Annotated in this window: 19 protein-coding genes and 2 riboswitches; of the genes, 7 read left to right on the forward strand and 12 right to left on the reverse strand. The window is 57.8% G+C overall.

Features of this window, described 5'->3' with window-relative positions:
- Positions 1 to 79: 79 nt before the first annotated feature.
- From ACYVG8_RS16605 to gcvP, 7 genes are all read left to right on the forward strand, one after another.
- Entirely contained in the window at positions 80 to 1,312 is a 1,233-nt protein-coding gene (locus tag ACYVG8_RS16605) for an arginine deiminase (RefSeq protein ID WP_460746339.1), read from the forward strand.
- Positions 1,313 to 1,393: 81 nt separating this feature from the next.
- Positions 1,394 to 2,401 carry an ornithine carbamoyltransferase gene (locus ACYVG8_RS16610; protein ID WP_028497898.1) on the forward strand — a complete coding sequence of 336 codons (1,008 nt, stop codon included), beginning with the start codon at positions 1,394 to 1,396 and terminating at the stop codon, positions 2,399 to 2,401.
- Positions 2,402 to 2,626: 225 nt separating this feature from the next.
- Positions 2,627 to 3,577, forward strand: a complete 951-nt coding sequence (arcC, locus tag ACYVG8_RS16615; RefSeq protein ID WP_036385049.1) for a carbamate kinase — start codon at positions 2,627 to 2,629, stop codon at positions 3,575 to 3,577.
- 109 nt (positions 3,578 to 3,686) lie between these two features.
- Positions 3,687 to 4,826, forward strand: a complete 1,140-nt coding sequence (locus ACYVG8_RS16620) for a glycosyltransferase family 4 protein (protein ID WP_460746341.1) — start codon at positions 3,687 to 3,689, stop codon at positions 4,824 to 4,826.
- 35 nt (positions 4,827 to 4,861) lie between these two features.
- A riboswitch (glycine riboswitch) is annotated at positions 4,862 to 4,959 on the forward strand.
- A 13-nt stretch (positions 4,960 to 4,972) separates the two neighbouring features.
- A riboswitch (glycine riboswitch) is annotated at positions 4,973 to 5,097 on the forward strand.
- Between the two features lie 32 nt (positions 5,098 to 5,129).
- Positions 5,130 to 6,233, forward strand: coding sequence for a glycine cleavage system aminomethyltransferase GcvT (gene gcvT, locus ACYVG8_RS16625; RefSeq protein WP_460746342.1), 1,104 nt, complete (start codon positions 5,130 to 5,132; stop codon positions 6,231 to 6,233).
- Positions 6,234 to 6,364: 131 nt separating this feature from the next.
- The gene (gcvH, locus tag ACYVG8_RS16630) at positions 6,365 to 6,748 is read left to right on the forward strand and encodes a glycine cleavage system protein GcvH (RefSeq protein ID WP_028497894.1); all 384 of its coding nucleotides are present in this window, start codon (positions 6,365 to 6,367) and stop codon (positions 6,746 to 6,748) included.
- Positions 6,749 to 6,831: 83 nt separating this feature from the next.
- The gene (gene gcvP, locus ACYVG8_RS16635; protein WP_460746343.1) at positions 6,832 to 9,690 is read left to right on the forward strand and encodes an aminomethyl-transferring glycine dehydrogenase; all 2,859 of its coding nucleotides are present in this window, start codon (positions 6,832 to 6,834) and stop codon (positions 9,688 to 9,690) included.
- Positions 9,691 to 9,764: 74 nt separating this feature from the next.
- On the opposite strand, the gene ACYVG8_RS16640 is transcribed toward gcvP, so the two are convergent.
- The 12 genes from ACYVG8_RS16640 to ACYVG8_RS16695 all read right to left on the reverse strand — a co-directional run bounded on the left by ACYVG8_RS16640 (position 9,765) and on the right by ACYVG8_RS16695 (position 21,247).
- Positions 9,765 to 11,213, reverse strand: a complete 1,449-nt coding sequence (locus tag ACYVG8_RS16640) for a glycosyltransferase (protein ID WP_460746345.1) — start codon at positions 11,211 to 11,213, stop codon at positions 9,765 to 9,767.
- 42 nt (positions 11,214 to 11,255) lie between these two features.
- Positions 11,256 to 12,395: a dTDP-4-amino-4,6-dideoxygalactose transaminase gene (gene rffA, locus ACYVG8_RS16645; protein ID WP_460746346.1), complete on the reverse strand. Its 1,140-nt coding sequence runs from the start codon at positions 12,393 to 12,395 to the stop codon at positions 11,256 to 11,258.
- A 45-nt stretch (positions 12,396 to 12,440) separates the two neighbouring features.
- Positions 12,441 to 13,169 (reverse strand): hypothetical protein, encoded by a 729-nt coding sequence (locus ACYVG8_RS16650; RefSeq protein ID WP_460746347.1) that lies wholly within the window; start codon positions 13,167 to 13,169, stop codon positions 12,441 to 12,443.
- Between the two features lie 2 nt (positions 13,170 to 13,171).
- Entirely contained in the window at positions 13,172 to 14,017 is an 846-nt protein-coding gene (locus tag ACYVG8_RS16655) for an AAC(3) family N-acetyltransferase (protein ID WP_460746349.1), read from the reverse strand.
- Between the two features lie 28 nt (positions 14,018 to 14,045).
- On the reverse strand, positions 14,046 to 14,801 hold the full coding sequence (locus tag ACYVG8_RS16660) for an SDR family NAD(P)-dependent oxidoreductase (protein ID WP_460746351.1): 756 nt from the start codon (positions 14,799 to 14,801) through the stop codon (positions 14,046 to 14,048).
- On the reverse strand, positions 14,801 to 15,025 hold the full coding sequence (locus ACYVG8_RS16665; protein ID WP_028497887.1) for an acyl carrier protein: 225 nt from the start codon (positions 15,023 to 15,025) through the stop codon (positions 14,801 to 14,803). Before ACYVG8_RS16665 ends, ACYVG8_RS16660 begins: the two co-directional genes overlap by 1 nt.
- Before the next feature lie 11 nt (positions 15,026 to 15,036).
- The gene (locus tag ACYVG8_RS16670) at positions 15,037 to 16,101 is read right to left on the reverse strand and encodes a 3-oxoacyl-ACP synthase III family protein (RefSeq protein ID WP_460746352.1); all 1,065 of its coding nucleotides are present in this window, start codon (positions 16,099 to 16,101) and stop codon (positions 15,037 to 15,039) included.
- Positions 16,101 to 16,331, reverse strand: coding sequence for a hypothetical protein (locus ACYVG8_RS16675; RefSeq protein ID WP_460746354.1), 231 nt, complete (start codon positions 16,329 to 16,331; stop codon positions 16,101 to 16,103). Before ACYVG8_RS16675 ends, ACYVG8_RS16670 begins: the two co-directional genes overlap by 1 nt.
- Positions 16,328 to 17,137 carry a GNAT family N-acetyltransferase gene (locus tag ACYVG8_RS16680; RefSeq protein WP_460746356.1) on the reverse strand — a complete coding sequence of 270 codons (810 nt, stop codon included), beginning with the start codon at positions 17,135 to 17,137 and terminating at the stop codon, positions 16,328 to 16,330. Before ACYVG8_RS16680 ends, ACYVG8_RS16675 begins: the two co-directional genes overlap by 4 nt.
- Positions 17,137 to 18,669 carry an amino acid adenylation domain-containing protein gene (locus ACYVG8_RS16685; protein WP_460746358.1) on the reverse strand — a complete coding sequence of 511 codons (1,533 nt, stop codon included), beginning with the start codon at positions 18,667 to 18,669 and terminating at the stop codon, positions 17,137 to 17,139. The genes ACYVG8_RS16680 and ACYVG8_RS16685 overlap by 1 nt, the downstream gene beginning before the upstream one ends.
- Before the next feature lie 62 nt (positions 18,670 to 18,731).
- On the reverse strand, positions 18,732 to 19,190 hold the full coding sequence (locus ACYVG8_RS16690) for an adenylyltransferase/cytidyltransferase family protein (RefSeq protein ID WP_460746359.1): 459 nt from the start codon (positions 19,188 to 19,190) through the stop codon (positions 18,732 to 18,734).
- A complete protein-coding gene (locus ACYVG8_RS16695) occupies positions 19,187 to 21,247 on the reverse strand; it encodes a tetratricopeptide repeat protein (RefSeq protein ID WP_460746360.1) in 2,061 nt (686 codons plus the stop codon). The genes ACYVG8_RS16690 and ACYVG8_RS16695 overlap by 4 nt, the downstream gene beginning before the upstream one ends.
- Positions 21,248 to 21,285: the final 38 nt, after the last annotated feature.

Raw genomic sequence — 21,285 nt, forward strand, 5'->3', positions numbered from 1 at the left:
CCAGATAGCGCTGTCGGCGGTCCCCGCCCCGGCGCTATTTTTTGTCCCCGCTGAAAAGCACTCAGAGAAGGAGTTCTCCATGTCCCAGTTTGGCGTTCATTCCGAATGCGGCAAGCTGCGAACGGTGATGGTGTGCCGTCCCGGCCTGGCCCACAAGCGACTGACCCCGGGCAACTGCGACAGCCTGCTGTTCGACGATGTGATCTGGGTCGAGCGCGCCCAGAAGGACCATGCCTACTTCGTCAGCCAGATGGAGTCGCGCGGCATCGAGGTGCTGGAGGTTCACGATCTGCTGACCAAGCTGCTCGAGGACCGGGCCGCGCGCGGGTGGATTCTCGACCACAAGATCAAGCCGGACTATGTCGGCGTCGGCATGCTCGGCGATCTGCGTCGCTGGCTGGACGAGATGCCGGCCCAGCAACTGGCCGAACACCTGGTCGGCGGCATTGCCCGTTCCGAATTGCCGTTCGACCCGAAGGGGCTGTTCGGCGGTTATCTCGACCAGTCCGACTTTGTGTTCCCGCCGGTGCCGAACAGCCTGTTCCAGCGTGACCCGAGCTGCTGGATCTACGAAGGCGTGACGCTGAACCCGATGTACTGGCCGGCCCGCCGTCAGGAAACCCTGCTGATGCAGGCGATCTACCAGTTCCATCCGTTCTTCGCCGGCAAGGTCCGCATCTGGTGGGGCGACAGCGACAAGGATCATGGCGCGGCGACGCTGGAAGGCGGCGACGTGATGCCGATCGGCAACGGGGTCGCCCTGATCGGCATGGGCGAGCGCACCAGCCCGCAGGCCGTGGTGCAGGTGGCGAAGAATGCACTGGGCCAGCCCGGAGGCCCGACCCGCGTCATCGCCTGCCAGATGGCCAAGAGCCGCGGTGCCATGCACCTCGATACCGTGTTCAGCTTCCTCGACTACGATTTCGTGTCGGTGTTCCCGGACGTGGTCGACGAAATCGTCTGCACCAGCATGTACGCCGGCGACAAGCCGGGCGAGATCCGTTTCGAACGTCATGAGGGCAAATCCTTCCTCGACGTGGTGGCCGGTGCGCTCGGCATCGGCAAGCTGAAGACGCTGGCGACCGGCGGCGACGCGTTCCAGCGCGAGCGCGAACAGTGGGACGACGGCAATAACGTCGTGGCACTGGATCGCGGCGTGGTGGTTGCCTACGATCGCAACACCTATACCAACCGGCTGATGCGCGACGCCGGCGTCGAGGTGATCGAGATCCCGGCATCCGAGCTCGGCCGCGGCCGTGGTGGTGGCCACTGCATGACGTGCCCGATCGTGCGCGATCCGGTCAACTTCTGATTTCCGGCACTCCTGCCGCGATTGCCGCTGCCCGCGGCATCGCGGCATATCCCGCCCATCCGCTCATTCTGGAGAAACAACATGGCTTTCAATCTGCGCAATCGCCACTTCCTCAAGGAACTCGATTTCACCCCGCGTGAAATCCGCTATCTGCTCGACCTGGCCCGCGACCTGAAGCGCGCCAAGTACAACGGCACCGAGCAGCCGCGCATGAAGGGCAAGAACATCGCGCTGATCTTTGAAAAGACCTCGACCCGCACCCGCTGCGCGTTCGAAGTGGCGGCCCATGACCAGGGCGCCAATGTGACCTATCTCGAACCGAGCGGTTCGCAGATCGGCCACAAGGAATCGATGAAGGACACCGCCCGCGTACTGGGCCGCATGTTCGATGCCATCGAGTACCGCGGCTTCAGCCAGGAACTGGTGCAGGAACTGGCCGACTATGCCGGTGTGCCGGTCTACAACGGCCTGACCGACGAATGGCACCCGACCCAGATGCTGGCCGACGTGCTGACCATGACCGAGCACAGCGACAAGCCGCTGTCGCAGATCGCTTACGCCTATGTCGGCGATGCCCGCAACAATATGGGCCATTCGCTGATGATCATCGGTTGCCTGCTGGGCATGGACGTGCGCATCGGTGGCCCGAAGGATTTGCAGCCGGACGAAAAACTGGTGGTCAGGGCCAGGGAAATCGCCAAGGAAACCGGCGCGCGCCTGCTGGTGACCGATGACCCGAAAGCCGCGGTCAAGGGCGTTGACTTCATCCACACCGACGTCTGGGTGTCGATGGGCGAGCCGATCGAAAAATGGGGCGAGCGCATCTCGATCCTGAAGCCGTTCCAGGTCAACAAGGCACTGCTGGAAGCGACCGGCAATCCGCAGACAAAATTCATGCACTGCCTGCCGGCCTTCCACAACACCGAGACCAAGGTTGGCAAGCAGATCGAGCAGCAGTACCCGGAGTTCGCCAAGGGCATTGAAGTGACCGATGACGTGTTCGAAAGCCCGGCGTGCATTGCGTTCGAGCAGGCCGAGAACCGCATGCACACCATCAAGGCCATCATGGTGGCCACGCTCGGCGCCTGACCGGAAACGGTCGGGAGGGGGCAGAACGCCGGTGATCCGGCCAGTGTCGCGCCGGGACAAGCGATTGTCGCGGCCGGCCTGCCGGGAGTCGGCCGGCGCCCCCTAGAATGCGTTCAGGGTATGGCAGACAACCGCCGACGGGCCGGTTTCCGCAAGCCTTTCCCGCACCAGCCGGTGCGGTGACGGACAGGTGGGCATCGTTGCCCTTCGACAAAGGAGTTGGACATGAGCAGAGTTGTGGTCGCACTGGGCGGTAACGCCCTGCAACGCCGCGGTGAGGTAATGACCGCCGACAACCAGCGGAAGAACGTCAGAGTAGCCGCCAAGCAACTGGCGCAGGTCGCCAAGCACCACGAGCTCGTCCTGGCCCACGGCAACGGGCCGCAGGTCGGCCTGCTCGGGCTGCAGAACGAGGCCTATGCCCGTCACGTCGACGACAAGGTCACGCCGTATCCGCTCGATGTGCTCGGTGCCCAGACCGAAGGCATGATCGGCTACATGATGGAACAGGAGCTGGGCAACGAACTGCCGTTCGAAGTGCCGCTGGCCACCATCCTGACCATGACCGAGGTCGATCCGAAAGACCCGGCCTTCGCCAACCCGACCAAGTTCGTCGGCCCGGTGTACTCGAAGGAAGAAGCGGACAAGGTCGCCGCCGCGAATGGCTGGACGGTCAAGGCCGATGGCGAATACTTCCGTCGCGTGGTGCCGAGCCCGAAACCGAAGCGCATTTTCGAAATGCGCCCGATCAAGTGGCTGATTGAAAAGGGTGTGGTGGTGATCGCGGCCGGTGGTGGCGGCATTCCGACCATGTACGACGAAGGCGGCAAGAAACTGGAAGGCGTCGAAGCGGTGATCGACAAGGACCTGGCATCGTCGCTGCTGGCGCGTGAAGTCGAGGCCGATTACTTTGTGGTCGCAACCGACGTGAAGGCCGTGTTCATCAACTGGGGCAAGCCGGACCAGAAGGCGATCAAGCGTGCGAACCCGGACGCGCTGATCAAGCTCGGCTTTGCGGCCGGCTCGATGGGGCCGAAGGTCGAAGCCGCCGCCGAGTTCGCCACGATGACCGGCAAGCGCGCGGTTATCGGTGCGCTTGAGGACATCGAGAAGATCGTCGAGGGTCAGGCCGGCACCATCGTGACGACCGAGATCGACGGCATCGAGTATTACTAAGTACCTTCCGGCCTATCCTGGCTGACCTCTTTACCGCGCCTGCTGGCGCGGTTTTCGTTTCCCGGGTGCTAGAATCACCGCCGCATTCCACTCTTTACCGGGTCACACCATGTCCGCCAGACACGCCGTCATCGCCATTCGCCAGCTGGAGAAGAACACCGGCGCCAGCCGGGTTGCCTTTTCACAGGCGGCGCTGCTGCGACAGGCGGGCTACCGGGTGACCCTGCTGGCCGAACGCGCCAACGAGGCGCTGGTGGCCGAGCGCGATTGCGAACTGGTTCGCCTCTGGCGCTGGCCGCTGCGCGGTGCCTTTCGCCGCCAGTGGTTCAATCGGCGCGTGCAGGCATGGTGCCGCCGTCATCACCCCGACCTGCTGATCAGTCATGGCGACGCCGAGACCCCGAACGTGCTGTTCCTGCACAACTGCGTGCATCTGGCCTCGCAGAAGATTCACGGCAAGCCGCTGCCGGCCGGGCACGAGGTTGCGCTGCTGCACGACCGCATCCTGTCGGCGCAGGCGTTCGACGTTATCGGCGTCAATTCGCGGATGATGGGCGACGAGGTCATCCGTCGCTACGGCATCCCCGCCGACAAGGTCCGGGTATTCCACCCCGGTTATGACGCGGGGCAGTTCAACACCGATGATCGCGCGGCCCGGCGTCTGGCCGGGCGTGCGGCAGTCGGCGTCGATCCGTCGGCCACTCTGGTCGGGCTGGTGACGTCCGGTGACTTCAGCAAGCGCAATGTTGCCGGCTTTATCGACGCAGCGGCGAAACTGGTGGCGCTGGCGCCGGGCCGGGACTGGCGCTTCCTGGTGGTCGGCAAGGACCGCTTCGACAGCTACCGCCAGCAGGCGGAGCGGCTCGGCATCGGCAACCGGGTCATCCACTCGCCGGTCATGGACAATGTGGCCATGCTGTATCCGGCGCTGGACCTGTTCGTGCTGCCGGCCCATATCGAGGAGTTCGGTCTGGTGGCGCTGGAGGCGATGGCCTGCGGTACGCCGGTGCTGCTTGGCGACCATGTCGGCGCGTCCGAGCTGCTGCCGGCTACCCCTGAATGGCAGCAGCGCATCCTGCCGGCTGCCGACAGCACACGCTGGGCCGAGGCAATACGTGATTCGGTTGCCGATCAGGCCGGGTCCGAGGCCCGGGCGCTGGTGCTGGCCAGCCAGCTCGGACCGTGGCAATACGCGCAGCAGCAGGCCGCCATGCAGCACTTTTTCGAGCAGATCGCCGCTGCGCATTGAGACGGTTGCATCGCGACCGGACCGGCCCGATAATGCGCGGGCATGCAGGAGAGTGTGGCGTGGAAACACGACCACCGCCGAAGGCGCAAGCGCACCCGCACAATCGCTCAGGCAAATGGACTGCATGCACGGCACGGCTGCATTGTGCCAATCACTCTGGAGAGCGGCGCCGCCAGCACGGCGCACACCGAAGGGGCTAACGACGGGACGCCGGACCTGAAAACGGTTCGCCCCGCCGGAAAATCTCAGGTGCCGGGACAGAGGGGTGTCAATCGTCCATTGCCCCTTTGATATTGGCCCGACATGACCGCATCGCTCCTCACCACCCCGTTCCACGCCCTGCATATCGAAGCCGGCGCCAAAATGGTTCCGTTCGCCGGCTGGGACATGCCCATCCATTACGGCTCGCAACTCAAGGAGCACGAGATCGTTCGCCAGGATGCCGGCATGTTCGACGTATCGCACATGACCGTGGTTGACCTGACCGGAGAGGGCGCGCGCGACTACCTGCGTCACCTGATCGCCAACGACATCGACAAACTCGCGCCGGTCGGCAAGGCGCTGTACGCCGGCATGCTGAACGAAGCCGGCGGTGTGATTGACGACCTGATCGTCTATCTGACCGACTGGGGCTACCGCGTGGTCGTCAACGCCGGCACCCGCGACAAGGATCTGGCGTGGATGCGCCGCCAGATCGAAGGCTATGCCGCCACGCTGACCGAACGCCCGGACCTGGCCATGCTCGCCGTTCAGGGCCCGACCGCCATCGACCGCTTCTGTGCCGCTCAGCCGGCCATGGCCGACCGGGTCCGCGCGCTGAGCGTGTTCCAGGGCCTGCCGTTCAACAATGGCGCGGATGGCTGGTTTATCGCCCGTACCGGTTATACCGGCGAAGACGGACTGGAAATCATCCTGCCGGCGGCCGAAGCCGCCGGCCTGTGGCGCGATCTGCTGGCAGCCGGCGTGCAGCCGACCGGTCTTGGCGCTCGCGACACCCTGCGTCTCGAAGCCGGCATGAACCTGTATGGCCACGACATGGACGACAACGTCAGTCCGCTCGAAGCCGGCATGGGCTGGACGCTGGACCTGAAAGACCCGGCGCGCGACTTTGTCGGCCGCAAGCCGGTCGAGGCGCTGAAGGCCGCCGGCCCGAAGCTGAAGCAGGTCGGCCTGGTGCTCGAGGGCCGTGGCGTGCTGCGCGAAGGCATGACCGTGCTGGTCGACGGCCTCGGCGAGGGCGTGATCACCAGCGGGACCTTCTCGCCGACGCTGAAGCAGTCGATTGCGATTGCCCGCGTGCCGGCCGCGACCGGTGCCACGGTGGCGGTCGATATCCGTGGCCAGCGCGTGCCGGCCCGGGTGGTGAAAATGCCGTTCGTCCGCAACGGCAAGAAAGTCTGCGAATAAACGGAAACGGTGCCGGTGACGGCGCCGTTTTGCTGTCTCTGCCGTGACTGCTGTCACGGCGCCCCCTTTTTTGTCAGTATGGCGGGCGGGCAGTACCCGCCGGTCGAAAATCGAATCTAACGGAGTTATCCATGAGCCACATCCCCGCCGATCTGAAGTACGTTGCCAGTCACGAGTGGATCCGTCGCGAAGCCGACGGCACCGTGACCATCGGCATCACCCATCACGCACAGGAACTGCTGGGCGACATCGTCTACGTTGAGCTGCCGGCCGTCGGCAGCGTGCTGGCCGATGGCGCCGGCGCCGGCGTGGTCGAATCGGTCAAGGCCGCCAGCGATGTGTACAGCCCGCTGGCCGGTGAAGTGATCGAAGTGAACGCCGCGCTGGAAAGCGCGCCGGACACCGCCAACACCGACCCGTATGGCGAAGGCTGGTTCTTCAAGATGAAGCCGGCCAATGCCGCCGACGTCGACGCGCTGCTCGACGCCGACGCTTACGCGAAGGAAGTGGGCTAAAACGCCTGGCGGGCCGTGCTGTTGCACGGCCCGTTGCACGTTGCCCGCACGATTGCCCCGACCACGAACGTACTGTTTCCGCCATGACTACGCTGCAACAACTCGAACACACCGACGCCTTTGTCGCGCGGCATATCGGCCCGAGCGATGCTGACGTGAGCGCCATGCTCGCCGTCCTCGGCCTCGATTCGCTGGACCAGCTGACTACCCAGACCGTGCCGGCCGACATCCTGCGCGCCGATCCGCTGCCGCTGCCCGGCGCCATCCCCGAGCATGTCGCCCTCGCCGAGCTGGCCGGCATCGCCGGCAAGAATGTCCTGGCCAGGTCCTTTATCGGGCTCGGCTACCACCCGACGCTGACGCCGAACGTGATTCTGCGCAATGTGACGGAAAACCCCGGCTGGTACACCGCCTATACGCCGTACCAGGCCGAAATCGCCCAGGGCCGGCTGGAAGCGCTGCTGAACTTCCAGCAGATGGTCATCGACATGACCGGGCTGGAACTGGCCAATGCCTCGCTGCTCGACGAAGCCACGGCCGCCGCCGAAGCGATGGCGATGGCGCGCCGGGTGTCGAAGGCACGCGGGCAGGTGTTCTTCGTTGACAGCCAGGTGCTGCCGCAGACCTTCGACGTGCTGAAAACGCGCGCGGCCGAATTCGGTTTCGAACTGGTCAGCGGTCATCCGGAAGAAGCGGTCAATCATGAGCTGTTCGGCGCGCTGTTCCAGTACCCGGGCGCGGACGGTGAAGTCAGTGACCTGAGCACCTATATCGCCGCGGCGCAGCAGAAGGGCGCCATCGTCACCGTGGCGGCCGACATCCTGGCCCTGGCCCTGCTGAAGTCGCCGGGTGAAATGGGCGCCGACATCGCCGTCGGCACCACCCAGCGCTTCGGCATCCCGATGGGCTTCGGCGGCCCGCATGCGGCCTATTTTGCCAGCCGCGACGCGCACAAGCGTTCGACCCCGGGGCGCCTGATCGGCGTGTCGATCGACGCCAGGGGCAAGCGTGCCCTGCGCATGGCACTGCAGACCCGCGAGCAGCATATCCGCCGCGAGAAGGCCAACTCCAATATCTGCACCTCGCAGGTGCTGCTGGCCAATATGGCCGGCTTCTTCGCCACCTATCACGGTCCGGCCGGCATCAAGCGCATTGCCGCGCGCGTGCACCGCCTGGCCTGCCTGTTCGCTGACGGCGTGCGCGCCAGCGGCGGCCACGTCGCCAGCCAGACCTTCTTCGACACCGTGCGCGTGCAGACCGGCGCCGCCACCGAATCGGTGCTCGCCACCGCACGTGCGGCCGGCTACAACCTGCGCCGCGTCGATGCCGGCACCGTTGCCGTCGCCTTCCACGAAGTCGCCACCGGCGCCGATGTGGTCGAACTGGTGCGCTTCATCACCGGCAAGACGGTCGATGTGGCCGCGCTGGACGCCCGCGTCGCCGACCAGTTCCCGGCCGCGCTGAAGCGCGAATCGGCCTATCTGACGCATCCGGTCTTCAATTCGCATCACAGCGAAACCGAAATGATGCGTTACCTGAAGAAACTGCAAAACCGCGACCTGGCACTCGATCACGCCATGATCCCGCTCGGCAGCTGCACCATGAAGCTGAATGCGGCCAGCGAAATGACGCCGATCACCTGGCCTGCCTTCGGTGGCGTGCACCCGTTCGCCCCGCGCGACCAGGTTCAGGGCTATCTGGAGCTGGTCGAAGGCCTGTCCGAACAGCTGAAGGCCATCACCGGTTTCGACGCCATCAGCCTGCAGCCGAATTCCGGCGCCCAGGGGGAATATGCCGGCCTGCTGTGCATCCGTCGCTATCTGGACAGCAAGGGCCAGCAGGCGCGCAGGATCTGCCTGATCCCGACCTCGGCCCACGGTACCAACCCGGCCAGTGCGCAGATGATGGGCATGGAAGTGGTGCCGGTCGCCTGCGACGACAACGGCAACATCGACGTTGCCGATCTGAAGGCCAAGGCTGAACAGTACCGCGATACGCTGGCCTGCCTGATGCTGACCTATCCGTCGACCCACGGCGTGTTCGAGGCGGCGATCCGCGACATTATCGACACCGTGCATGCGCATGGCGGCCAGGTCTATTTCGACGGCGCCAACCTGAATGCCCTGGTCGGTCTGGTACGCCCGGCCGATATCGGTGCCGACGTGTCGCACATGAACCTGCACAAGACCTTCTGCATCCCGCACGGCGGCGGCGGCCCGGGCGTGGGCCCGATCGGCATGAAGGCGCATCTGGCGCCGTTCACGCCGAACCATGCGGTGACGCCGATCGCCAATGGCTCGGAAGGGCAGAGTGCGGTGTCGGCCGCGCCGTTCGGCAGCGCCTCGATCCTGCCGATCAGCTGGATGTACATCCGCATGATGGGGGGCGCCGGCCTGCGCCGCGCTACCCAGGTTGCCCTGCTGAGTGCGAACTATGTCGCCAGGCGGCTGGAAGGGGCCTACCCGATCCTGTACCGCGATGCGAACGGCCGTGTCGCCCACGAGTGCATCGTCGACCTGCGTCCGCTGAAGGCGGAAACCGGCATCACTGAAGTCGACGTCGCCAAGCGGCTGATGGACTACGGTTTCCACGCGCCGACCATGAGCTTCCCGGTGGCCGGCACCATCATGATCGAGCCGACCGAAAGCGAATCGCGCGCCGAGCTGGAACGCTTTATCGACGCGCTGCTGGCGATCCGTGAGGAAATCCGCAAGGTCGGCGACGGCGAATGGCCGCGTGATGACAACCCGCTCAAGCATGCGCCGCACAGCATTGCCGACGTGACCTGTGAATGGACGCGCCCGTACCCGCGCGAACAGGGCCTGTTCCCGCTGCCGTATGTGGCAGAGAACAAGTTCTGGCCGTTCGTGAACCGCATCGATGATGTGTACGGTGACCGCAACCTGGTGTGCAGCTGCCCGCCGATGAGCGAATACCAGTAATCTGCAGTAAATGAAAAACCCCGGTCAGCGATGGTGCTGACCGGGGTTTTTCTTGTACGGAAGACAAGGGGGGATCAGGCTAAAGAAGGGATTCCAATCTCGGTGAGAAATTTTCTGTACGCGTCATTGCTGCCATCTTTTTCAGCCGCTATTTTTTTTGCCAACTTCTTTTGTTGCAGGTAAAACCCCTGGTCATTGATGCATGAATCAAGATAGGCCAGGATATCTTCATCGCTTTCAAATGAGAAATCAGAGCCAACAATGCTGTGGACGTCCCCGTAGCAGTAGGTAATGACAGGGACGCCTTGATAGAGCGCCTCAAACGCAGAAGAGCCGCCTCCTCGCCGGGATGGGTTGACATAAAAGTGAGCCGACCTGTACATCTCGGCGGTGTCTGGTACGAAGCCGATCTGTGTCATGCAATCGAGGAGAGCATGCTCGTCAGCATATTTCAATATATTCTCATCCAGTGCTTCGCCCGCAAAAACAAACCGGGCATTGCTGATGGCGTTTTTTATATTCCGCATCAGAAGGATAAAGTTTTTGTTGACCTCTCGCGACAAACGTCGTCCGACAATGGCAAAAACAATTTCGTCTTCCTGCATGTCAAGATTATTGCTGCGGTTGGCATTTTTCATGTGATGAAACAGAGGAATTTCAACTTCAATGACATTGTCTGTTACACCAAGTTTCTCCAGCAGTGCGTGCTCATTGTTGTTCAGTTTCTTGGGGAAGATGGCCGGGGCACGGACAGAGGCGACAGGCGTTTCTACGGAGGTGTGATACACAATGCATTTGTTGGTTCTTGCCAGCAGGTCGGCGAATATATTGGCATCACCAACAGAAATGATATCAACATTCTGAGCGATTATATCCTGGAAGATTCCGTTGAAGTTGCTGATTTTATCTTCCAGACTTCCTGACAGTTGATAAAATTCAAACTGGTTTTCTTCAAATATAACCTGGCTTGTCTGACTGCCATTTTCCTGCAGCGTAAAGCCCATTCCGGTATGCAGCTGTATATCTATCCCTGCATTCGAAAATTGCGGAATGTTGGTGGCATAAAAAAGCCCGGAGAAAAAAGGATAGGGGATGCAATAAGTATCGCAATTGATAATAATGGGATTGAAGCCGAGTTTTTTCAGATAGATGCAGTGAGTCAGCGCCGCAATGGTCGGGGCATGTTGGGAGTCAAGGAACTGGCCCGTGAGTACGACAATATCAGCAGTATTCTTTTCTGCAGCCCTGCATGGAGGAGGCGCATCGCTGCAGGCTAGCCGTTCACTCCGGATAAACAGTGTTTCATAAGCTTTGTACATCAATATTTTTTGATCGTCAAAACTGTTTTCCTGACTCAGGGAAAACCATATGCGATAGGTTGTGTAATATATTTTTGCCATTTCATCAAGTGAAAATTCATTGGGGCTGGATATAATGGTAAAAAATAAAGACTTGATCGCGTCAATATTATCCTTGTGAGCAAGGGACAACATGTACTCAATATCGTTCTTGAAGGTGCTCATTATTTTCCTGACTGAAATGATGGCGCGCGATTTTCTGCTTGATTAGCTTACCGCGCTAGTCAATACGTCCACAATGACCTCTTGCTGTGCTTCGCTGAGACCTACCCATAGAGGCAATCGCAGAAGGCGTTCTGCATTGCTGTCAGTCACTGCCAGCGTTCCATGGACCTTTCCGTAACGCTTGCCTGCCGGCGAATTGTGCAAAGGGACATAATGGAAAACCGAGTGAATGCTGTGCTGCTTTAACCGCGTGATGACGTCCTGCCGGTCAATTTCAGGGGCAAGCAATATGTAATACATATGGGCATTGTGCTGACAAGCTTCCGGGATATGGGGCCTGCGCAGTCTATCCTTTGATTCAAGGTGCTCAAATGCGGCATGGTAACGATCCCAGATGGCAAGCCGATGATCCGTGATGGCATGGGCTTCTTCAAGTTGCGCCAGCAGAAAAGCGGCAACAAGCTCGCCGGGCAGGAAAGAGGAGCCGACTTCCTGCCAGGTATATTTGTCTACCTCTCCCCTGAAAAATTGACTACGATCCGTACCTTTTTCACGGATGGTTTCCGCGCGAAGGACCGTGGAACTATCATTTAGCAGTAAAGCGCCACCTTCTCCTGAAATGACATTCTTCGTTTCGTGAAAGCTGTAGGCGCCAAAATCACCGATGCTGCCCAGGGCTTTCCCTTTATAGGCCGCCATCAATCCTTGTGCGGCATCTTCAACCACCTTCAGATTGTGAGTGCGCGCAATTTCCATGATACGGTCCATCTCGCAAGCAACCCCTGCATAATGAACAACAACAATGGCCCGGGTTTTGGGTGTGATGGCACCTTCAATCAGCTTTTCATCCAGATTTTGAGTGTCTGGCCGGATGTCAACAAAAACGGGAACGCCACCCCGAAGCACAAATGCATTGGCCGTAGACACAAAGGTATAAGATGGCATGATGACTTCATCACCGGGGCGGATGTCCAGCAACAGTGCTGACATCTCCAGTGCCGCAGTGCAAGAGTGGGTCAACAGTGCTTTCTTGCAGCCTGTATTCTCTTCGATCCAATGATGGCACCGCTTGGTGAATGGTCCATCTCCTGATAATGCATTGTTGAGCTTGGCCTGAGCGATATACTCAAATTCCTTGCCTGTCATGTAAGGACGGTTAAACTCAATTTTTGCACTATTCATTTTAATGACCACTCATTATTGATCTGGCTACGGTTGCAACCAAAATTACTGGTACAGTTTTCTCATTACTGCATAGGTTTCCAGTACCCGAAATCCTAATTTTCCAATTTCCAGATTGAAAACGGCGTAATTGATGGCAGAGATATGTGTAATTGCTCGGCGGACGCCATCAGCCAGCATCTGATTGAAACAGTAGTAAGACGAGATGACACCTAGGCCAAGCGTTTTATAATCAGGGTGAACGCCTCCGAGTAGCAGGCGTACTTCACCAGGGGCCGTATGGCAGTGGGTCCTGAAGGCGAGCGTGGTGCCTGATGATGGATCATACAGGCGCCAGACCTCTTCACTGGCACTGTTGAAAGATTTCAGCACATACTCGCGATAGCGGGTACCTGATACATCCGGGGCCATGTTGACGTCCGTTGTGTACCGGTCATGGGTGATCGTATTACCCGCAATATCCAGAACAGAGGACAACATTTCCTCGTTTTTGACACGCTGGTATTGATAAGGAAACCGGGAAACGTCATGTTGTCGCGTGAACTTGATACTGGATTTTATCTGGCACTCGACAAAATTGAACCCGTTTTTTTCCAGTAAATGAATAAGCGGTAAATTCTCCATGCCCACCCGGCAAGAAACGTAGATCGGCTGGAATCGAGCCAGGTAAGCTGCTTCTTCTGCGGCAAAATTGTCATCAACTGTGAGGTCCTGCAGGGAAAGTACATTTCTGCCGAGAACCTTTGAGTCAATGTCGATAAGCTCGATTTTCATAATTAGAGTGCCACCATCTTCCGGGGGAAAAATGTAGGGTCAGGAACAATTTCAGAAAAACATTCGTGGATGAAATAATCCGGATTGTCATTCAGTAGCGCCAAGTAAAGCTTCTTTGCATCCGGTTCGCTGACACAACCAATCGTGGTGTCTCCAAATGGCACCGTTTGCTGCAAACCCTTGGCTGTCAACATTTTCCCGTATGTATAGCTTGCCTCGTTAGCCGTCACATTGTTGTAGCGTACAAATAACGAATAGGTATCTTCGACAGATGTGCCGTTCTCGATAATGGTGCCGGTAAAATTCCGCTGGTAGCGGTATGGGACCTGGGCAAGCCATTCCAGATAGTGCATATAGGTAAAGCAGTCGCCAAGATCTACACCAAGGAAAAGAAATTTGACACCATCCTTGTTGCACAACCTGTCGAATGTAGAATTTTTGCCGACAGAGTCGTGGCCGAGATTTTCTACCAGATCCCGATCTCGTCCTACCATCGCAACCGACATCAAGGGGTCGATGGAGCGAATGGCTTCAGGCCGCTGGCGAATATATTCGTTGAGAGCGCCCATGTGCGAGCGCGTTTTCTCGACATCATAAACATCGCCATTGCAAAAGCTGAATGTGAACGTGGGTACGCATAATGTTTCAACGCCAAGTTCTTGCAAGGTTTCATATAATGCTTGCAGGAGCGCTGAACGTTTCAATTCCGGGTTTGGTGTGCCGAATGACAATGCGGAATGCATATAAAGAATCTTGCAGTCACTGGCCCCGACTGCTTTTAGCGCTTCCAGCAGGTCGCCGCGGGTTAGCCAGCAGCCATTACTGTTGAATAATCTTTGGCTTTTCATTCACTTATTCCAGGACATATTAAAATAGTTATTTCAAAGACATATTTGCAGTGCGTCCGCCATCCACTACAATTTGCTGCCCTGTGATCCAGCGCGCCTGATCGGAAAGCAGGAAGGCGGCGGCGGCTGCGGGGTCTTCCGGCTTTCCGCTGCCTAGCGGATATTGCTGGGCCAGATTGGCCATGATTTGAGGGTCAGAAAATGCTATTTTTGCCAGTGGCGTTTCAATCGCCCCCAGCACCATGGAATTGACTCGGACGGCTGGTGCCAGTTCAACGGCAAGTGCGCGCATCGCTGAATCCAGAGCGCCCTTGCTGGCACAATAAAGCGTATAGCCTCTTGCGCCGAACTGGCTCCATATGCTGGAAACAAACAATATGTTTCTGAGCTTTCCCTGATTGACCCTTTTCTTGGTCAGTACGCCTGTTATTTCCATGGCCGACGTGAAGTTGACTGTCATTATTTCCTGAGCTGCAGCATGGGTCAGGCTGCGGGCCGGCAAGATCTTTACGATGCCTGCACAGTGGACAAAGCAGTCTACCGCGATCTGGTTTTCTGCCAGAAAACCAGAAAGGCTCTGGCCCAGATCATCTGCATGACTGAGGTCATGGGTCCAGATCAAATGGCCGTTACCATGACAAAGCTGCCGCGTTTCTTCCAGCTGAGCAACATTGCGGCCATGGAGAATGAGCCTGTGTTCCTCTGACAGGCGCATTGCCAGGGCTCGCCCTATACCGGATGAGGCTCCGGTAACAAGGCAGAAATCCCCTTCACCCCTTGCCATTATTTGGCTCGACTCTGCACCAGCGCGGCCAGATCACCAACCGTAATGACTGGCACCAGATCAGTGGCCAGAATATTGACATGGTAATCTTGGTCAAGCATGGCCAGAATGCTAAGCACTGTCAGCGAGTCCCACAGTTCGAAATCGCGCAGAACGGCATCAGCGCTGACTTCCTCAATGCCGACTTCAAGAATTTCAGCCAATTTTGCATAAAGTGTGTTCATCTTGATCTTTCTTATCGGTAATCAATCGTATCGCAGAAACGAAGGTTGCCCATGCGCATGTACATCGAGGCCCATGTCAGCCCGACGCCAAAGCCTGCCAGGCAAAGGCGAAGCTGACCATTCATTAGCTCGTTCTTGAGGTTGTAAGCCAGTACAGCAGGAATGGTCACGCCGCTGCTATTGCCAAAATTTTCCACAATATTGCTTGGCATTTTATCAAACGGGATGCCAATCTTGTGTGCCAATTTTTCCAGCATGAAGCGGTTTGGTTGATGGAATGCGTAATAATCGATGTCATCATGCGACACTTTGGCAGAAGTCAGCAACGATTCAATCATTGGAGGGACTTCTACCTGTACAAAATTGAAAACAGCACTGCCATCCATCCGCAAGTGATCTTTGGCGCGAAGATTGTTGTCGCCGACATCTTCCAGCGTTGCTGTTTCACTGGATGCCGGAAGCCTGAACCCTCCGGCTGGAATAATTAGTGCCTCGCGGCCGGTGCCATCCATTTTCAAATTGGCGAAAATATCCTGTTGCCCCCCTCTCTCAACGATGGTAATAGAGGCAGCATCGCCAACAAGTGGATAGCTATTGCGGTCTTTTGGAGAGACTTTTCTGCTGAGAACATCAACATTTATCAGCACGACGCGGTGGATGCTGTCTTGCTCCAGCATCATGAAAGCCTGCATCAAGCCGACGAGAAATCCAGCGCATCCTTGGCAGATATCCAGGCAAAAAAGATCCTGCTTGAGTTTCAGGCGGCCTTGAATGACGCTGCTGGTTGATGGCATGAGGTAGTCGGGTGACTGGGTCACGACGATCATGGCGTCGAAATCTTCCTTGCCCAGCAGGCCATTGCTGAACAGGTGCTCAAGGCCAAATACCGCAAGATCAGATGCGCAAGTATTGTCATCAACCACGCGATGACGGTCATAGCCCATGACTTCCTTGAGCTTCATGGAACGCGACTCAGGGAAATTGAACTGCTTCATGTCATCGACAAAAGTCCGCTCGTTCGCGGGAAGAACGAGCAGCAGGCCGGAGCAGGTCTTGTCGTGGTATTTAAAGTCCATTAAATGGCCCCGCTTCTGATCAACAAGGCTTCAATGGCTTCTGTTTGGGAAAAATTCTCTGGCACAATATCTGCACCATCGATGGAGATGCCAAAGGTTTTGTCAAGGGCAGAAACTAGCATGATCATGTCAAACGAATCGAGCAAGCCGTCTGAAATGTAATCGGTCGACTGGCTAAAGTCAGATTCGGGTCTGATACTAATGAGAATTTCAATAATCCGATTTTTCATTTGGCCGCGTCCTTGCGCATGACTTGATCAATCAGGTTGTCGGGGGCAAAGCCGTAGTGCTCATATTTGGCAATTGCATTTTCATTGTCCTCGACAACCCATAATAAAATTCTTTTGGCCGTGGCAGTGTAGTAAAAAAATGCATGCATCAATTTTGAACCAATGCCTTCGTTTCTGTATTTTTCGTCCACAAACCAATACCGAACAGTTGCAGTCACGCCTTGTTGCTGGAAATAAAGAAAGCCAGCGAGGCCGTGGTCCTTTCTAACAACAAAAATCTGCCCTTGTCGTGCTGCGGCCTGTAATTCATCAAAGGAGGGAATTTGCTCGCTATGCCGGTCAAATGAATGCTGCAAAATGGCATGAATGGCATTCGCTTCATCCTCGCGAGCGGCTGCAACGGCTTGGTCTCTGGTGAATGGCGTTGACGTGCTGTTTGTCCGCGCTAATCGGCGCAGACTTCTGTATTTATAAAAACCTGCCTGCTCAAAGACGCTGACCAGTTCTGTGGTGACCTCGCTGGACCCAACAAGGTCGCACACCAGAAAATTCTCTGCCGGCAAATTCTGCAACGCTGCCTGTAACTCTGTCGGTGCACCGGCTGAAAAATGCACATGGAAGAAATCGTCGCTTTTTCTCAGAATGAGAGTGGCAGGTCCCCGCAAAGCTTCAAAGAGTTCTTCGTTTTTCAGCCACATGTCCAGCTTTTCCCGTGACGGGAAAAAATTCGTTATGTAGCGAGTGGCCGACCGCTTGCCCTCACTGATAATCAGCTGAACTTCCTGCGGGGTGGTAAGTAATTTCATCATTCACCAAAGTACAAGTCAGCCAGTTTTTTTCTATCAATTTTTCCGTTCGGATTCATAGGCAGTGCACCGAGTTGATGGAATGCAGTTGGTAGCATGTATTTGGGCAGGCGTGCTAAAAGTTTGGTACGTATTTGAGCCGGGGAGAGATCGGTGTCAGACTCAAAAAACAGAGTAATTTCTTTTTTTGGCGCATTGTATAGCACACAGCCATTTTTTATTTCTGTAATGGCGAGTGCTGCAGATTCTGTTTCTGCAAGTTCGATGCGGTAGCCCAGGTGCTTTATCTGGTAGTCCTTGCGGCCCGCAAAAATAATCTCGCCATGCTCGTTTTTATAAACCAGGTCTCCGGTTCGATAAATACGTTCTGGATAATGCGGATTTAACGGATTTTGTGTGAAAGCTCTTGCCGTCTGTTCCGGATTGTTGTAATAGCCTAGCGCCAGGGAGCTGCCACGCACACAAAGCTCACCCTGCTCATTACCTGTGGCGAGAGTATCGTTTTCCTTGATGATCAGAATGTCGGAATTCCGGCAAGGCAAACCAATCGGGATTGACTCGTCGTCAGAAAAGTCACGATCAACAACAAAATACGTGCAATCGACTGTGATTTCGATCGGGCCATAAAGATTCACGAACTCGGTGTTGACCAGTTTTTCTCGCCAGTAGTTCAAATGCTTCGTCGGGAAAACTTCTCCAGCAAAAAATATGCGCCGCAAGCAGTTCAAATTTCGATTTTCCAGCAAGTTCATATTCGCCATGGTCACCATGATGGTGGGTACCCAGAACAAAAACGTAGTTTGTTGGTCTTCCAGAAATTGTGCCAGCTTGGCCGGAAAAGCTGCCAAATGCTCCGGGATGATGGCGATGGTGCAACCCCGTGCCAAGCTAACGTACAGTTCCAGGGAATAAATGTCGAAATAAAACGGAGAGAGGCTCCCGATAATATCGGATGAACTGAATTCAAAACGTGTCAGGCACCAGTCGATGAAGTCAATGATGCTGCGATGGTGCATCACTACGCTTTTTGGGGTGCCTGTTGAGCCCGATGTATTGATGATGCAAACCGGGTCCGTATCAATGACGGCATGACGTCGAGCCGTTAGCTGTTCTGCGTCATGGTGGGGGGCAGACGTCAATATTTCATCAATGAAAATCAGTTTCTGCTTGTCGATGCCAATGGCCAGCAGGGCCGCCGCCATGCTGGCATCCGTGATGATCAATACCGGATCAATGTTGGCCAGTAATTTCTCCAGTCGTTGAACTGGAGACTTGCTGTCGAGGTTGGTATAGCAATGACCACTGTAGAGAATGCCCAGATTGGCAATGATCGTGCCGGCCCCTTTGGGCAGGAATACCGCAATGGGACGCCCGATCTGGTTTGCGGTTTGCATAATCTGACATGCGCAGCTCTTGGCCCGTTGCTCTAGCTCACGGAATGTATACTCTCGCGCATTATCAATGACCGCAATCCGGTCAGGAGAGTGCTTGAGGGCGCCCTCTTCCAGATACTCCAGAACATTCAACTGCATAGCTCTACCTTGGATTTGACATTTTGCGTACTTCCCTGCACTGAACAGTATCTTGTGCGGGATTACTCGAAATTCCTGACAATGCTTTCCAGCAGTCCCAGCGCATCCTTGATCTTGAGCAGGTTGTCCCTGTCGACCGCTTTCAGCGTGTCCTTGATCGCGGTGCTGGAGATGCCGGCGGTACGCGGCAGGTAGATGACCTCGCATGCGTCCTTCAACTCGTCGAACTTGCCGGCCCAGTCGTCCCCCATGCCGAGCACGTCCGCCTTCAGCCGGACGATGTCATGGCGCTTCTGCGCCCAGTCGTTTTCCGGAATGACGCTGTGCACACAGCGGATATTGGCGACGATCTCGGCGCGTTCCGCATAGGGAATGAAGGTGGCCTTGCCCTTGGTCGCGTTGAACTCGTCGGTCGATACCCCGACCACCAGCCGGTCGCCGAGCGAACTCAGGCGTTCCAGCAGGCGCAGGTGACCGATATGGAACAGATCGAAAGTACCGTAGGTCAGGACGGTTTTCATGCCAGATCCCGCTCGCGGATAAAGGCCTCGACCTGGTCCAGGATCGGGTGGGGCCCCCATTTGCGGATCTGTTTCGCGTAGGACATCGTCTTGGCCCAGCGTCGCGAGCGCAATGCCGAGAACAGCCGTTCATAGCCATAGAAGCTGCACAGGTCCTTCGATTCCGGCGTCAGGCAGTAGCCGGCGACCACCGCATCGAAGCCCGGGTCCGGAATCCGCCATTCACTGCCGTAGATGTCCTCGAAGAAGCGCTCCGGCGATTCCGGCGCCAGGAATTCGACGCCGAGGAAGGGCAGGGGCTTCAGTTCGAAACCGCGATAGCGCCAGCGCAGCTTCATTGCTCCCCGGTCAAAGCCCTCCAGGCAGCTGTCGCCGTCGCGGTGGAAGAAGAACATGTCAATAATGATGTCGGTCGGCTTGTGATGCAGCGCGGACACCCAGGCGTTCGGGTCGAGCATGGTGTCCGGCACCATGAAATCGGGGGCATCGTTGAAAGCGCCAACAATGGCTTCGCGCGACACATCCGCCCACAGGCCAAAGTCCATGTCCTTGTCGAACGGCAACAGGTCGCCGTCGCGGATGATGCCGAGCAGCGTGCCGCCGATCAGGAAGAACGGCACACCGGCCCGGGTCAGTGCCTCGTGGGCGGCCAGCAGGGCGACATGGGCGTCATGGACGACCATGTACTGTTCCTTTTTCTCCTCGAACATCTGCTCCGGCGGCAGTTCCGCCAGTTCGATCAGCTTCTGTTCGATGGCATGGTGGACCGAGCTGAATGCCTTTTCGACATCGCCCTGTTCGCACTCGACCACCGACACGTTCAGGTACAGCTCGGGGTTGTCCGGCCACTTGCTTTCGGCCTGGTCGAAAACGTCGTGCGCCTGATCGTATTTCTGCTGTTGCGACAGGCAGGCGATCAGCGAGGTATAGCCCCACAGGTTTTCCGGATTCAGCGCCATGGCGCGCCGGTAGGCGACTTCGGCCATGGTATGGGCGTTGAGTTTGCTCAGCAGCGAGCCGAGGTCGGTATGGATGTCGTCATCGTCCGGCGCAAGGTGGATGGCGAACATCAGCGCATACATCGCCTGCTCGGGATCGCCGGCGGTGTAATGGGCGCGGCCGAGCAGCACCCAGCAGCGCGCTGAGGTCGGGAACTTGTCGCAGATGTATTGCGCCACCGCAATCGCTTCGTCATAGCGGCGTTCGCGCGACAGCAGGCCGGCGAGAAGGGCGGCGCCGTCCGGATGGTCCTGGGCGCCGAGGCGCAGCATGTCGATGGCCTTGACATGTTCGCCACGGGCCGCATAGTACATGCCGAGTTCCAGGCAGGTGTCCAGGCTGGGCGCCAGCTCATGGCTGCGCAGCAGGGCGGTGCGGGCGGCCTCGGTCTTGCCGAGGCCCATGGCGGTCAGTGCCAGACTGTAGAACACATCGGCGCGCTCGCACAGGCGCTGACTGGCCCGTTCGAGCAGCGGCAGTGCTTCGTCGTATTTTTTCTGCAGCAGCTTGACGTTGCCGAGCTGGAAACTGGCTTCGGCATCGTCCGGCTGACGGGCCAGTTCTTCGCCACACACTCGCTCGGCCTGCTCCAGCAGACCGGCCGGTGCCTGAATATCCTTGAACAGCGTGGTCTTGTTTGAGTCGTCGACCTGGCGCGCGCGCGCCAGCGCTTCGCGGGCTTCCGGCGTGTCTTCGCAGACCAGGCTGTCCAGCCAGTGCGATACGCCACGGTAAATCTGGCCGGTACTGTCATGGGTGCGGGCGATACTGCGCTGGATTTCCGCCTGCAGCGGCGCATTGCCCTGATCCGGCCAGCGGGCCCGGGTTTCCATCAGCGCGGCTTCCAGAATCACGTGCGCGTCATCCACCAGCCCGGCATGCGCCGCCAGTTGCCCCAGCCCGAGCAAGGCCACCGGGTCGGCCGGATCCTGTGCCAACTGCCCGTGCAGCAGGGCCTCCGCTTCGGGGAGCTGGCCCTGTTCGGCCAGGTCGGCGGTCGTTTTCAGGATGGTGAGATCGGAAATTGTCGGGACGGGGGGCTTGCTGTTGGACATCATGTTCTCGGTCAGGAGTGGAGTGCGCGCGTAAAACCTAT

It is taken from the genome of Microvirgula curvata, from assembly GCF_054781615.1.